This is a genomic window from Janthinobacterium sp. 1L-D-8-B-C4, from assembly GCF_057291295.1.
On the sequence record NZ_JBXAVX010000001.1, the window covers coordinates 64,703 to 79,067 of the forward strand.

Annotated in this window: 16 protein-coding genes; 12 read left to right on the forward strand and 4 right to left on the reverse strand. The window is 64.5% G+C overall.

Annotation, left to right across the window (positions count from 1 at the left end; all coding sequences use genetic code 11):
- Positions 1-241: 241 nt before the first annotated feature.
- On the forward strand, positions 242-2,434 hold the full coding sequence (locus AC0Z42_RS00295) for a cytochrome P450 (RefSeq protein ID WP_485466244.1): 2,193 nt from the start codon (positions 242-244) through the stop codon (positions 2,432-2,434).
- A 61-nt stretch (positions 2,435-2,495) separates the two neighbouring features.
- A complete protein-coding gene (locus AC0Z42_RS00300; RefSeq protein ID WP_485466245.1) occupies positions 2,496-3,860 on the forward strand; it encodes an MFS transporter in 1,365 nt (454 codons plus the stop codon).
- 22 nt (positions 3,861-3,882) lie between these two features.
- Here the strand turns inward: AC0Z42_RS00300 and AC0Z42_RS00305 are convergent, their stop codons facing one another.
- Both AC0Z42_RS00305 and AC0Z42_RS00310 read right to left on the reverse strand, forming a co-directional pair.
- Entirely contained in the window at positions 3,883-4,356 is a 474-nt protein-coding gene (locus AC0Z42_RS00305; RefSeq protein ID WP_485466246.1) for an AtaL-like protein, read from the reverse strand.
- A 21-nt stretch (positions 4,357-4,377) separates the two neighbouring features.
- Positions 4,378-5,259, reverse strand: a complete 882-nt coding sequence (locus tag AC0Z42_RS00310) for an SDR family oxidoreductase (protein WP_485466247.1) — start codon at positions 5,257-5,259, stop codon at positions 4,378-4,380.
- A gap of 104 nt (positions 5,260-5,363) precedes the next feature.
- On the opposite strand from AC0Z42_RS00310, the gene AC0Z42_RS00315 reads away from it, so the two are divergent.
- From AC0Z42_RS00315 to AC0Z42_RS00355, 9 genes are all read left to right on the forward strand, one after another.
- Positions 5,364-6,257 carry a LysR family transcriptional regulator gene (locus AC0Z42_RS00315; RefSeq protein WP_485466248.1) on the forward strand — a complete coding sequence of 298 codons (894 nt, stop codon included), beginning with the start codon at positions 5,364-5,366 and terminating at the stop codon, positions 6,255-6,257.
- Between the two features lie 183 nt (positions 6,258-6,440).
- On the forward strand, positions 6,441-7,310 hold the full coding sequence (locus tag AC0Z42_RS00320) for an urease accessory protein UreD (protein ID WP_485466249.1): 870 nt from the start codon (positions 6,441-6,443) through the stop codon (positions 7,308-7,310).
- A gap of 17 nt (positions 7,311-7,327) precedes the next feature.
- Positions 7,328-7,630, forward strand: a complete 303-nt coding sequence (locus AC0Z42_RS00325; RefSeq protein WP_308921823.1) for an urease subunit gamma — start codon at positions 7,328-7,330, stop codon at positions 7,628-7,630.
- A gap of 29 nt (positions 7,631-7,659) precedes the next feature.
- On the forward strand, positions 7,660-7,989 hold the full coding sequence (locus tag AC0Z42_RS00330) for an urease subunit beta (RefSeq protein WP_485466250.1): 330 nt from the start codon (positions 7,660-7,662) through the stop codon (positions 7,987-7,989).
- A 1-nt stretch (position 7,990) separates the two neighbouring features.
- Positions 7,991-9,691, forward strand: coding sequence for an urease subunit alpha (gene ureC, locus AC0Z42_RS00335; RefSeq protein ID WP_485466251.1), 1,701 nt, complete (start codon positions 7,991-7,993; stop codon positions 9,689-9,691).
- A gap of 11 nt (positions 9,692-9,702) precedes the next feature.
- Positions 9,703-10,215, forward strand: a complete 513-nt coding sequence (gene ureE, locus AC0Z42_RS00340; protein ID WP_485466252.1) for an urease accessory protein UreE — start codon at positions 9,703-9,705, stop codon at positions 10,213-10,215.
- Entirely contained in the window at positions 10,215-10,895 is a 681-nt protein-coding gene (locus tag AC0Z42_RS00345) for an urease accessory protein UreF (protein ID WP_485466253.1), read from the forward strand. The genes ureE and AC0Z42_RS00345 overlap by 1 nt, the downstream gene beginning before the upstream one ends.
- A gap of 24 nt (positions 10,896-10,919) precedes the next feature.
- Positions 10,920-11,558, forward strand: coding sequence for an urease accessory protein UreG (ureG, locus tag AC0Z42_RS00350; protein ID WP_308921818.1), 639 nt, complete (start codon positions 10,920-10,922; stop codon positions 11,556-11,558).
- Positions 11,555-12,115: a HupE/UreJ family protein gene (locus tag AC0Z42_RS00355; protein WP_485466254.1), complete on the forward strand. Its 561-nt coding sequence runs from the start codon at positions 11,555-11,557 to the stop codon at positions 12,113-12,115. Before ureG ends, AC0Z42_RS00355 begins: the two co-directional genes overlap by 4 nt.
- A gap of 3 nt (positions 12,116-12,118) precedes the next feature.
- Here the strand turns inward: AC0Z42_RS00355 and AC0Z42_RS00360 are convergent, their stop codons facing one another.
- Entirely contained in the window at positions 12,119-12,727 is a 609-nt protein-coding gene (locus tag AC0Z42_RS00360; RefSeq protein ID WP_485466255.1) for a 1-acyl-sn-glycerol-3-phosphate acyltransferase, read from the reverse strand.
- Between the two features lie 316 nt (positions 12,728-13,043).
- Here AC0Z42_RS00360 and AC0Z42_RS00365 point away from each other — a divergent pair, with 316 nt between their 5' ends.
- Complete coding sequence (locus AC0Z42_RS00365; protein ID WP_485466256.1) at positions 13,044-13,277, forward strand: hypothetical protein; 234 nt, start codon at positions 13,044-13,046, stop codon at positions 13,275-13,277.
- On the opposite strand, the gene AC0Z42_RS00370 is transcribed toward AC0Z42_RS00365, so the two are convergent.
- Positions 13,278-14,333, reverse strand: coding sequence for an alkene reductase (locus AC0Z42_RS00370; RefSeq protein WP_485466257.1), 1,056 nt, complete (start codon positions 14,331-14,333; stop codon positions 13,278-13,280).
- Between the last annotated feature and the right edge of the window lie 32 nt (positions 14,334-14,365).

Genomic DNA, 14,365 nt, shown 5'->3' on the forward strand with positions numbered 1-14,365 from the left:
GCAGCAAAAAAAGCCATGTCAATATTACGAATAGCGTAGTACGATTACGCATTAAGGAGCAATTCATACGGCTAGGAGATACATCTTAAACCACGCTACCCCCACCATCAATGCAGCGGGCTGCCCTTTTGGCCACGGCCGCGGCGCCGCCGCGCAAGCCCCCAGCGGCTGCCCGGTCAGCCCCCGGGCGGCCAGTTTCGACCCTTTCTCGGACGGTTACCAGCAGGATCCGCCCGAGTACGTGCGCTGGGCACGCGAACAGGAGCCGGTGTTTTACAATCCGGCCATGGGCTACTGGGTGGTCACCCGCTACGACAGCATCAAGGCCATCTTTCGCGACAACATCGCCTTCAGTCCGTCGATCGCGCTGGAAAAAATCACGCCGACCGGCGATGAAGCGAATGCCGTGCTTGCCTCCTACAACTATGGCATGGGCCGCACCCTCGTCAACGAGGACGAACCGACGCACATGGCGCGCCGCCGCGTGCTGATGGATCCGTTCACGCCCGGGGAACTGAGGCAGCACGAACCGGTAGTGCGCAAGCTGGCGCGCGAGTATGTCGACCGCTTCATCGACGACGGCAAGGCCGACCTGGTCGACCAGATGCTGTGGGAAGTGCCGCTCACCGTCGCATTGCATTTCCTCGGCGTGCCCGAAGAAGACATGGATACCCTGCGCGAGTATTCGATTGCCCATACCGTCAATACCTGGGGCCGCCCCAGGCCGGACGAGCAGGTGGCGGTGGCGCACGCGGTCGGCAAGTTCTGGCAGTTTGCCGGCAAGGTGCTGGACAAGATGCGCCTCGACCCTTCCGGTCCCGGCTGGATGAAATATGGCATCCGCAAGCAGGCCGAGCATCCGGACGTGGTGACCGACTCCTACCTGCACTCGATGATGATGGCCGGCATCGTGGCGGCGCACGAGACGACCGCCAATGCGACCGCCAATGCCATGAAGCTGCTGCTGCAGCATCCACGTACATGGCGCGAAATTTGCGACGACCCCGGCCTGATTCCCAACGCAGTCGACGAGTGCTTGCGGCACAACGGTTCGGTGGCCGCCTGGCGGCGCCTGGCAACCAAGGACGTGACGATTGACGGCGTCGACATTCCGGCCGGCGCCAAACTGCTGATCGTCACCTCGTCGGCCAATCACGACGAGCGCCACTTCCCGGACGCCGACCTGTTCGATATCCGGCGCGACAACGCCGGCGAACACCTGACGTTCGGCTACGGATCGCATCAATGCATGGGCAAGAACCTGGCGCGCATGGAGATGCAAATCTTCCTGGAGGAGTTCACCCGTCGCCTGCCGCACATGACGCTGAGCGAGCAGGCATTTTCCTACGTGCCCAATACTTCGTTTCGCGGGCCGGAGCACCTGCACGTGGAGTGGGACCCGGCGCGCAATCCGGAACGCGCAAACCGCGCGCTGCTCGAGGTGCGCGTGCCGGTACGCATCGGCGAGCCATCGCGCCAGACGATCACGCGCCCGGTGCGGGTGGACAGCGTGACCCGGCTTGCCGAAGGCGTCGTCAAGCTGCGTTTCACCGCGCTCGATGGCGCCGCGCTGCCGCGCTGGACGCCGGGCGCGCATATCGATATCGAGTGCGGCGCGCCGGAATTGACACGGCAATATTCCCTGTGTGGCGACCCGGCCGATGCCTCGGCCTTCGAGATCGCGGTCCTGTGCGAGCCTGGCGGGCGCGGTGGCTCGGCCTGGGTCCACGCTCATCTGCGCGCCGGCGACACGGTCAATATCCGCGGTCCGCGCAATCACTTTCGCATGGACGAGTCGGCGTCCAGGGCGATCTTCATTGCCGGCGGCATCGGCATCACGCCGATCAGTGCAATGGCGCGCAGGGCCAGAGAGCTCGGCATGGCGTACGAGGTGCATTACAGCGGCCGCAGCCGCAAGTCCATGGCCCTCCTGGCCGAGCTGGCGCAGCTGCATGGCGACCGGCTGCAGGTGCATGCCGGCGATGAAGGGCGGCGCAACGACCTGCCGGCATTGCTGGCCAACCCCGAGCCGGGTACGCAGATCTATGCCTGTGGTCCGGTGGCCATGCTGCAGGCGCTGCAGGATTGCTGCGCGGCGTGGCCCGGCGACGCCTTGAGAACCGAACATTTCGTCGCCACCGCGACGGTGCTCGATCCGTCGAAAGAGCATGGATTCGAGCTTGAACTGCGCGACTCGGGCAGGATCGTCAGCGTCAGACCCGACCAGACCGTGCTGGCGGCGCTGCGGGCGGCCGGCGTCGAGGTGCGCAGCGACTGCGAAGAGGGGCTGTGTGGCTCGTGCGAAGTGCAGGTGCTGGCAGGGCAGGTCGACCACCGCGATGTGGTGCTGACGCGTTCCGAGCGGGAAGCCAGCGTGAAGATGATGACTTGCTGTTCGCGCGCGGCGGGAAAAAAGCTGGTGCTGGCGCTTTGAACCGCATGCCGTGAACGGCGCTGACAATAAATATAAGGTAGACGACCATGAGGAGACGGCAATGAGCAGCAGGATGAATATCGAGCAGGTCATCGATGGCAGCCGGTTTGGCAGGAACCAGGTCCTGATTGTTGCCTTGTGCGGCATGTGTCTGGTGATGGATGGCTTTGATGTGCAGTCGATGGGCTATGTCGCGCCCGCACTGATCCAGGAGTGGGGGCTGAGCAAGGAAGTGCTGTCGCCGGTATTTGGCGCCGGCTTGTTCGGCATGCTGGTCGGCTCGCTGGCCTTCAGTACCCTGGCCGACAAGATCGGCCGGCGGCCGGTGCTGATCGGCGCGACGATGTTCTTTTCGATGTGCATGCTGCTGACCGCCTTCGCCAATTCGATTCCGCAACTGGTCGGTTTCAGGTTTGCCGCCGGCCTTGGCTTGGGCTGCATCATGCCCAATGCGATGGCGCTGGCGGGGGAGTACAGTCCGCGCCGTACCCGGGTCAGCGTCATGATGCTGGTCTCGTGTGGCTTTACCCTGGGCGGGGTGATCGGCGGCTTGATCAGCGCCGTGCTGATCCCTGCATGGGGCTGGCGCTCGGTGTTCGTGGTTGGCGGCGTCCTGCCGCTGTTGCTCGGGGTGATCATGTGGTGGCGCCTGCCGGAGTCGATCCAGTTCCTGGCGTTGAACCAGGGCAGCCAGCAGAAAATGCGCAGCAATCTGCTGCTGCTTGCGCCTGGTCTGCATCTGCCGGACGATGCGCAACTGGTGCTCGATGATGCAGCGAAAACCAGGGGTGGGGCGGTAGCGTCGCTGTTCAAAGATGGGCGTGCAAGAGTCACCACGCTGCTGTGGATCGTGAATTTTGCCAATTTGCTGGCCATGTATTTCTTGTCGAACTGGCTGCCGACCGTCATGCGCGAAACCGGTTATTCGACCCAGAACGCGGTGCTTGCCGGCACCACCTTGTGGATCGGCGGGGTGGTCGGCACGCTGGCGCTGGGACGTATCATCGACCGCGTGGGGTTCACGCCGGTGCTGACGGCCACCTTCCTGATGGCCATCGTTTCGACCGCCCTGATCGGCAATCCACTGGTCGCCGCGTCGCTGGGTGCCATCTTCCTGATGATTTTCATCAGCGGCTTCACCATCATTGGCGGCCAGCCGGCGCTGAACGCGCTGGCCGCGACTTATTACCCGACCGAGCTGCGCTCCACCGGCATCGGCTGGAGCCTGGGCATCGGGCGCATCGGTTCGGTGCTCGGGCCCGTGCTCGGCGGCTACCTGATGCATCTGCAATGGACGCAAAGCCAGCTCTTTATCGCTGCGGCCGTGCCGGCCCTCGTCTCGCTGCTGGGCATTATCGCGATCCGATGCTCGGCCGGCTTTCTGGTGCGCGCGCGTCAGGCTGCGGGCGCCGAACTGTCGCATTAGCCGCCAGTAGGCGCCTGTTGCCTTACAGCTTGCCTTCGGCGAGCAAGGCCCGCGTGCGGTTCAGGGTCGACAGCAGCGCGGTTTTGTAGCCCTGTTCGCTGTCCATCCAGGCCTGTTCCGCCTGCTCTTCCGGGCCGTTCGGCTGCTTGCCGCGCAAGCCCGTATAGCAGTAGAACTTCAGCTGCAGCGCGCCTGAGGCGTCCTCGAACAACTCGTTGACGATCACCCCTTCGCGCGGTCCCGCCGCCTGGAAGAACGACACCTTGCTGCCAGTGTCGAAACTGATGATTTCGCGCAGGTCCGCATCGCCGATGGTGGCTTCGCGCACGATATGGCTTGCGCTTTCCTCGACAACCTCGCAGCGTGTGCATAGCCCGGGCGGCAGGAACAGGCGTGCATCGCGCGCTTTCCATACCAGCCCGGCCCATGCCTGGGCGCGTGTCAAAGGAACTTCGCCCGCCGGATTGACCGGCACCGTGGCAGTCGAACAGATCATGATGGCACTCCTTGTCGTTGATTAAATGGATGGCGTTGCGTGTGTGGCGATCGAGGCGACGTAATCGCGGTAGTTGCGCAGCGGCCGTCCCAGCATGGCCGTCAGGCGAGCTACGTCGCCCGCTTCCGGCAGCATGCCGTCGCTCTGGAAGCGCTCGGCCATCAGGCGCATGTCGTAGGCCATCCAGCCTGGCATGAAGTTGCGCAGGTTTTGCTCGAAGCGGGCCGTGTCGTCGCCGGCATACACAATCTGGCGCCCCAGTACCTCGGACCAGATGGCGGCCGCATCCGTGCCTGCCAGCGTGTCCGGGCCGACCAGGTTGATGCGTTCGACCGCCAGGTGGCCGCTGGCGTTTGCGCGACGTAGCAGTTCGATGGCGGCAATCTCGCCGATGTCGCGCGGATCGACCATGGCCAGCCCTTTGGCGCCGATCGGCATCGGGTAGACGCCGTGGGCCAGTACGGCGTCCAGTATCGTCAGCTCGTTGTTCATGAAATAGGCCGGGCGCAGGATGGTGGCGGAAAAGCCCATCTGTTCGAGCATGCGTTCGACGCCGAACTTGCCGGCGAAGTGGGGCACGTTCACGAAACGGTCGCTGTGAATGACGGACAGGTAGACGACGTGTTTGACGCCCGCTTCCCTGGCAAGGTTCAGCGCAATCAGCGCCTGGGTGAATTCGTCCGGTGTCACGGCATTGAGCAGAAACAGGGCGGAGACGCCGGCGTATGCGCCGCGCAGGGAATCCGGATCCATCAGGTCGCCTTTGACGACGTTGACGCCAGCCGGGAGATCCGCCCTGGCCGGATCGCGCACGAGGGCACGCACGCTGGCGCCGCGCTGGGCGAGCTGGTCGATCACGTGGCGGCCGATGGTGCCGGTGGCACCGGTAACAAGTATGGTCATGATGTTGCTCCTTTGGTTTGTTGAAAAGACAGGATCATCATAATCATTCCAATGGCGAGCCGAAAGCCGGTATATTTAGACATACTGTCTCAGGAGTGGAACATATGGATTTGCTGGCATTGGTCGATTTCAATCTGGTGGCCCGCTACGGCGGCGTGGGGCGCGCCGCGCGCGCCACCGGGCGTCCCAAGGCAACGCTGTCGCGCCGCGTGGTCGAACTTGAAAGCAGCCTGGGCCTGCGCCTGTTCGAGCGCGGTGCGCGTGTGCTGAAACTTACCGAGGAGGGCAAGGCCCTGCATGAACGGACAAGTGTCTTGCTCAACGAGATCGACGAAACGGCCGGCGCGATTGCCCAGGGCGGCACCCGTCCGCGCGGCCGGCTGCGGATCAGCGCGCCAATGCTGTTTTCGCAGGCGGCAATGGGCAAACTGGCGGCCGGCTTCGCGCTGCAATATCCCGAGGTCAGGCTGGAGGTGACGACCGAAGACCGGCCGGTCGACATGGTCGAGGAGGCTTACGACCTGGTGATACGAGTCAATCCCGCTGTCGATGAAAACCTGGTCGGCCGCGTCTTCCTGCGCGACAGGCTGCTGGTGGTGGCGCCGCCCGGCCTGGCGGCGCCCGACGGTAAAAGTGCCGCGCCGGCCGTCATACGCGGCACGCGCCGCGAGCGCGCCGCCTGGAATGTGCTGACGCCGGCCGGCAAGGCGACCATCGAAATCGAACCGGTGCTGTGCCTGGCGTCGCTGTTCATGGTGCGCGATGCAGTGAGGCTGGGCGTCGGTGCGGCGCAGCTGCCCTTGTCGCTGGTCAGCGGCGACCTTGCCGCCGGAACCCTGGTCAGCTGGGGCGACATTGACGGCCCCGAGACCGCGCTGTGGGCGCTGTACCCGTCGCGCCGCCTGCTCAGCGCGCGCGTCTCGGCCTTCCTGGACTATCTGCGGCAGGCGTTTCCGACCGGCACGCCCGATGAGCTGGCCGCCTATATCGCCGGGTGATGGGCAGGCGGGACCGGCATCGCGTGCCTGACTGTGCTGCAGTGTGCAGCAGGCGCACCGTGATGGTGCGTATGCTGCACGGTGGTGCAGCATACTCACCGCTGCACTCCTGCTGGCGCTCCCGGCATTGGCATGCATTGTGCTTTGACAAGGCTTATTGACCAGCTTAGCCAAGCGCCTGCCATGCCCGACTGCACCACCGCCATCTCTTCGACCGTTGCCGAGCCCTCCCACGGGCCGTGGCAGGCGCAGCTGACCCTGGGTTTTGCCTTGCACGGTCAGGTCAGCCGCCTGGTCGAGCGCCGCCACAACGGGCCGCTGCGGGTACAAAAGCCGCTGTATCCGGAAGGTGATGCGGTCTGCCACGCGATCATCGTGCATCCGCCGGGCGGCGTGGTCGGTGGCGACCAGTTGGCAGTGGACGCCACGGTGGGCGATGGGGCGCACGCCTTGCTCACTTCGCCCGGAGCGGCCAAGTGGTACCGCGCCAATGGCCATGTCTCGGGCCAGCATATCGTGCTGCGCGCCGGCGCAGGCGCTTCCATCGAATGGCTGCCGCAAGAAAGCATTTTCTTCGACCAGGCTTGCGTACGCCTGCGCCATGAGGTGGAGCTGGCACAAGACGCCAGTTACCTCGGTCTCGATATCGTTTGCCTGGGCCGCAGCGCCTCGGGCGAATCATTCAATACGGGCAGCATCAGCCAGCACACGCAGATCCGCCGCGGCGGCAAGCTGCTGTGGTGGGAGCAGGGCGTGCTGGCTGCCGGCGGACCCTTGATGCAGGGCGCGCTGGGCATGGCCGGCCATACCGTGTGCGCGACCTTGCTGGCGGTTGGCGCGCCGTTGCCGGCAGCGGTGCTGGCGGCGCTGCGCGAACTGGCCGTGCCCGAGGGTGCGCAGTTTGGCGCGACGCAAATGAAATCGGTGCTGGTGGTGCGCCTGCTGTGCGGCGACAGCGAGGCGGCGCGGCGCGTGATGCTGCTGGCGTGGCAGCTGCTGCGCCCGGCCCTGCTGGGGCGCGCGGCGGCAGTGCCCCGCATCTGGAATACCTGAATCTACAAAGGACAACCATGGATCTGACACCACGTGAAAAAGACAAGCTGCTCATTTTTACCGCCTCGCTGCTGGCCGAGCGGCGCCTGGCGCGCGGCCTGAAACTCAATTATCCGGAAGCGGTGGCGCTGATCAGCGCGGCCATCATGGAAGGCGCGCGCGACGGCAAGTCGGTGGCGCAGCTGATGTCGGACGGCGCGCAGATCCTCACGCGCGACGACGTGATGGACGGCATCGCTGAAATGATCCCCGACATCCAGGTCGAGGCAACATTCCCCGATGGCAGCAAGCTCGTTACCGTGCACAACCCGATACCGTAGTTACCTCAGCATTTTTACAGGAGCCGGACATGATCCCAGGCGAATACAGATTGGAAGAAGGCGAAATCAGCATTAACGCGGGCCGTACCACGGCAACCGTGGTGGTGGCCAATCGCGGCGACCGGCCGATACAGGTCGGCTCGCATTTTCATTTTTTCGAAGTCAACCCGGCGCTGTCGTTCGAGCGCTGGCGCGCCTATGGCATGCGCCTCAATATCGCCGCCGGCACCGCCGTGCGCTTCGAACCGGGCCAGCAGCGCACGGTGGAATTGGTGGCGCTGGCGGGCGAGCGCAAGGTATTCGGCTTCAATGGCGAAGTCATGGGCGAATTGAAAGATACTCCACCCGGAAAGGATTGAGATGGCCAGTATTCCCCGCAGCGCCTATGCCGAAATGTTCGGCCCGACCAAGGGCGACCGCATCCGCCTGGCCGACACGGAATTGTTCATCGAAGTCGAACACGATTACGCGATTTATGGCGAAGAAGTGAAATTCGGCGGCGGCAAGGTGATCCGCGATGGCATGGGCCAGTCGCAGCGCAATGCGGCCGAGGTGATGGATACCGTTATCACCAACGCCGTCATTGTCGATCACTGGGGTATCGTGAAAGCCGATATCGGCCTGAAGAACGGTTTGATTTTTGGCATCGGCAAGGCGGGCAACCCCGACATCCAGCCTGGAGTGACCCTGGCGATTGGCGGCGCCACCGAGATCATCGCCGGCGAAGGCATGATTGTCACGGCCGGCGGGGTCGACACCCACATTCACTTCATCTGCCCGCAGCAGATCGAGGAAGCGCTGATGAGCGGCGTGACCACCATGCTGGGCGGCGGCACCGGGCCGGCCGTCGGCACGGCGGCCACCACCTGCACGCCGGGACCGTGGCACTTGCACTCGATGCTGGCGGCGGCCGATGCGTTCCCGATGAACCTGGGCTTCATGGGCAAGGGTAACGTGAGCCTGCCGACGCCACTCGAAGAGCAGGTGCGCGCCGGCGCCATCGGCCTGAAACTGCATGAAGACTGGGGCAGCACGCCGGCCGCCATCGACAACTGCCTGTCGGTGGCCGACCGCATGGATATCCAGGTGGCGCTGCACAGCGATACGCTCAACGAAGGCGGCTTCCTGGAGCACACCCTGGCCGCCTTCAAGGACCGCACCATCCACACTTTTCACACGGAAGGGGCGGGCGGCGGCCATGCGCCGGACATCATTGCCGCCGTCGGGCAAGCCAACGTGCTGCCGTCGTCGACCAATCCGACCCGCCCGTTTACCGTCAACACGCTTGACGAACACCTGGACATGCTGATGGTGTGCCATCACCTGGATCCGGCGATTGCCGAAGACGTGGCCTTTGCCGAGTCGCGCATCCGCCGCGAGACGATTGCCGCCGAAGACATTTTGCATGACCTGGGGGCGATTTCGATGATGTCGTCCGACTCGCAGGCGATGGGCCGGGTCGGCGAAGTGATCATGCGCACCTGGCAGACGGCGCACAAGATGAAGGTGCAGCGCGGCTCGCTGTCACCGGACAGCAGCCGCAACGACAATTTCCGCGTCAAGCGCTATATCGCCAAGTACACCATCAATCCGGCCATCACGCATGGCATCTCGCATGTGGTCGGTTCGCTTGAACCGGGCAAGATCGCCGATATCGTGCTGTGGAAGCCGGCCTTTTTCGGCGTCAAGCCATCGATGATTTTAAAAGGCGGCATGATCGCGGCGGCGCAGATGGGCGACCCGAATGCGTCGATCCCGACGCCGCAGCCGGTGCACTACCGGATGATGTTCGGCGCCTTTGGCGGCGGCCTGAAAAAGTCGTTTACGTTCGTCTCGCAGGCCGCCTACGACCTCGATATCGGCCATCAGCTGAAACTCAATAAATCGTTGATCGCGGTGAAAAACATGCGCGGCCTGCGCAAGCGCGACATGATCCATAACAGCGCCACGCCGCACATGGAGGTGGACCCGGAAACCTACGCCGTGCGCGCCGACGGCCAGCTGCTGGTGTGCGAAGCGGCGGTCAGCTTGCCGATGGCGCAGCGCTATTTTCTATTTTAAGCAGGAGACACATGCTTACCTTGCATACCAAACTGGCTGAGAACGATAGCCACACCATCATCGGGCAACTCGTCCTGCCGTACGACCAGCGCGAAAAATGCAGGCTGCGCGCCACCTTGTCCACCGGCGAGGAAGCGGCCGTATTCACGGTGCGCGGCACGGTGCTGCGCGACGGCGAACTGATGACGGGGCCGGACGGCCGCGTGGTGCGGATCGTCGCCGCGCGCGAGCCGACCTATCTGGTGCGCTGCGCGGATGCGCATACCCTGCTGCGCTGCGCTTTCCACCTCGGCAACCGCCACACGCAGGCGCAGGTGGGCGATGGCTTCCTGCGCATCCGCAAGGATGCGGTCTTGAAGGAGATGCTGGAAGGCCTGCAGGCGACCGTGACGGAAGAAAGCGCGCCGTTCGAGCCGGAGGCGGGCGCCTACGGCGGCGGCCATGGCCATCACGAGCACGGCCAGCATCTGCTCGCGCCGGTGCCGCTGCGCCAGAAGATCCACCGTCCCGGCGACGCCGCCTGATGCAGGCCTCCGCGCTGCTGCACGTGCTGCAGTTCGCCAGCCCGGCCCTGCCGATCGGCGCCTACAGCTATTCGCAGGGGCTGGAAGCGGCGCTCGAAAGCGGTACCGTGCGCGACGCGGCCACGGCCCGCCACTGGATCGCCGAGCACCTGGCTGGTGTGGTGGCGCGCTGGGAAGCGCCCTTGTGCTGGCGTTTGATGCAGGCCTTCGAACAGCAGGACTTCGACAGCGTGCGGCGCTGGAGCGAGCGCTTTATCGCTTCGCGCGATACGGCGGAGTTTCGCGCCGAGACCATCCAGATGGGCTATTCGCTGACCAAGCTCCTGGGCGAACTGGGCGTGGCCGACGGCCCGCTGATGACCATGTTGCAAAGCGAGCCGGAAGTGGCGCTGCCGACGGCGTATGCCTGCGCGGTGGCGGCGCTGGGAATTCCGCGCGAGGAAGCCTTGCTGGCGATGCTGTTTGCCTGGGCCGAAAACCAGGTGCTGGTGTGCGTCAAATCGGTGCCGCTGGGGCAGGTCGCCGGGCAGCGCCTGCTGCTGTCGCTGCGCGCCGAACTGGAGGCGGCGGCCTTGACGGCGCAGAGCTTGCAGGACGACGAAATGGGTAACTGGACGCCTGGCCTGTCGCTGCTGTCAATGCGGCACGAAGTGCAGTACAGCCGGCTGTACCGCTCCTGAATACTACAATGAGAGACTGAAAACATGACATCGATAACTTCCAATCCGCTGCGCGTGGGCATCGGCGGGCCGGTCGGCTCCGGCAAGACGGCCCTGTGCGAAATGCTGTGCAAGGGCATGCGCGAACGCTATGACATGGCCGTCATCACGAATGACATCTATACCAAGGAGGACATGGAGATCCTGCTGCGCGCCGGCGCCTTGCCGGCCGAGCGCCTGATGGGCGTGGAGACGGGCGGCTGCCCGCACACGGCGATCCGCGAAGACGCCTCGATCAACCTCGAAGCGATCGCGCGCATGCAGGCTGATTTCCCGAACCTGGACCTGATCCTGGTCGAATCGGGCGGCGATAACCTGGCGGCCACCTTCAGCCCGGAATTGTCGGACCTGACGATTTACGTGATCGACGTGGCGGGCGGCGAAAAGATTCCGCGCAAGGGCGGCCCCGGCATCACGCGCTCGGACTTGCTCATCATCAACAAGACCGACCTGGCGCCGCACGTGGGCGCGGACCTGGATGTGATGGCGCGCGACGCCAAACAGCAGCGCGGCAGCCGGCCGTTTGTATTTACCAACCTGCGCAGCGGCGACGGCGTGCAGGCCGTGATCGATTTCATACGCGAGCAAGGTTTGCTCGATCAACAAGGCAAGGAGATGCAATGACTGTCCGTTCCCTGAAACACACCTTTGTACTGGCCACGCTTTCCCTGCTGGCGCTGCCGGCCATGGCCCATCCTGGCCATGCTGAAACGGCCGGTTTCCTGGCCGGCCTGGCCCATCCGTTCACGGGCATCGACCATCTGCTGGCGATGCTGGGCGTGGGCATCTGGGGCGGCCAGCAGCGGCGCGGCCTGGCGCAGCCGGTCACTTTCCTGGGCATGATGCTGCTCGGCGCCCTGGCCGGCATGGCCGGGCTGGGTACCTCCGGCCTGGAGATGGGCATTGCCGCCACCGTCGCGCTGACCGGCCTGGCGATTGCCCTGGCGCTGGCGCTGCCGAACTGGCTGGGCATGAGCCTGGTGGGGATTTTTGCTGTCGCGCATGGCAATGCGCATGGCCATGAGTTGCCGGCGGCCTCGGCCGCCTTTGGCTTCATGCTGGCATCCGGCATGCTGCTGATGGCAGGCCGGTTTGCCGGCCAGGTGATGGCCGAGCGGGTATTGCGGGTCGCCGGCGCGGCCATCACGGCGGCCGGCCTTGTCATGATGGGAATGAATTAGAGGTTAACCGGGGCGTTTTTCCGATAGCACAATCGGCGCCGCATTTTCAGGATGCAAGCCCTGATGCCCCGCATACACGGCGGCAATTGCCGCCATGTCGGCCTCCTTGTCGCCCGTCAGATATAGATGGTCGACCACCCCCAGCACCTTGCTGGGGTAGTCGATATACACCAGCACCAGCGGCACCTTGGCCGCCAGCGCCAGGTGATAAAAGCCGCTGCGCCAGTTCGGCCGGTAGCTGCGTGTCGCTTCCGGCGTAATTGCCAGCCAGTACCAGTCGGCCGCCAGCATGCGCTCGGCCTGGCGAAGGGTGGTGCCGCTGGTGGTGCTGCGGTCGACCGGCTCGCCGCCCAGGTAGCGCATGAATTTTCCCAGCGGGCCACGGAACAGCGAGTCTTTTGCCAGCCAGCGAAACGGCAGGTCCAGCGCCCACTTGCCGAACAGGCCGATCGGAAAATCCCAGTTCGAGGTATGCGGGTAGACCACCACGATGCCGCGCGGGCCGGGCAGGGGACGAAAGCGCAGGCGCCAGCCGAACAGGTGCAGCACGCGCAAGGCGCTGCGGCGGCGCCAGGTGGGCAAATCGTCCGGCGCGATATAGTGGTCTTCCATTGCTGTCCTTGTCTGGTGTGGCTGTGTGATTGCGTGGGCCTGCGCACGGACAGTTTCTACACAGCAAAAAACCGCGCAGGCATTCTAGCCGCATGCGCCGGCCCCGACAAGCAATGCGAGCCTGGCCTTTGATCAGGATAGCGCTGTTGCCGTCGCTTGCCCCTGTGGTGTTGTTTTTTTGTGCATCGGTGCAGTTGCATCGCACCAAATGCGCTGGCCGTGGTCTTACCAGATTGTCAGGTAAAAAGGCGACCGGAGGTTGACCCGGTGGCCCGCTGGCAGTCCGGCTGCCGATGACATTTTGAACATGGGAGGCATGATGCAGAGCACATCAAGCAGGGATGATACCGGCGATGGCAACAGCCGCAGCGATACCGCGACCGCAGAACTGGTGGAGCAGGGCGTGGAATTTCACAAGGTGCTGGGCAGGACGGTCGCCACCGCCTACCTGAAAGAGCACCATGTGCCAGTGGAAATTATTTACCGCATCCTCGGCAGTGCAGCGGCGCGGCGGCAAGCACCGCCGCCGCGCACGCCATCACGCTACTGATCAGGCCAGCGCCGGGTAGTCGGTGTAGCCGGCGGCGGCCGGGGCGTAGAGGGTGGCGGCGTCCAGCGGGTTCAGCGGTGCATCGCTGCGCAGGCGCACCGGCAGGTCCGGGTTGGCGATGAACCACAGGCCGAAGGCCACGGCATCGGCCTCGCCCTTGTCCAGCAGCGCCTGGGCGGCGGCCTTGTCCATTTTTTCATTGGCGATATACACGCCGCCGAATTGTTCCTTCAGGTAAGGACCGAGACGGTCGTCGCCCAGCGCTTCGCGCGCACAGATAAAGGCGATGCCGCGCTTGCCCAGTTCGCGCGCTACATAGCCGAAGGTCTCGCGTGGCGTGGAGTCGCCCACGTCGTGCGAATCGCGGCGCGGCGCCAGGTGCATGCCGACCTTGTCGGCGCCCCACACGGCGATACAGGCATCGGTCACTTCCAGCATCAGGCGCGCGCGGTTCTCGATCGAGCCACCGTAGTTGTCGCTGCGCTGGTTGGTGCTGTCTTGCAGGAACTGGTCCAGCAGGTAACCATTCGCGCCGTGCACTTCCACGCCGTCAAAGCCGGCTTTTTTCGCGTTTTCCGCACCCTTGCGGTAGGCCGCCACGATGCCGGGGATTTCTTCGGTATCGAGCGCGCGTGGCGTCACGTATTCCTGCATCGGGCGCACCAGGCTGACATGGCCGGCCGGCTTGATGGCGCTCGGCGCCACGGGCAGGTCGCCGTCGAGGAAAAGGGGCGCCGAAATGCGCCCCACATGCCACAGTTGCAGCACGATCTTGCCGCCGGCCGCATGCACGGCGTCGGTGACCACTTTCCAGCCTTCCACCTGCTCATCGGACCAGATGCCCGGCGTATCGGCATAGCCCACGCCTTGTGGCGTGACGGCCGTCGCTTCCGAAATGATCAGGCCGGCAGAGGCGCGCTGCACATAATATTCGGCCATCAGCGCGTTCGGCACGCGGCCAGGATTGTTGGCGCGCGAGCGCGTCAGCGGCGCCATGATGATGCGGTTTTTCAGTTGCAGGCTGCCGATGGTAATCGGGTCGAAAAGAGTGGTCATGGTGTTTTCCTTGTGGGTTGCCAGAATGGTCG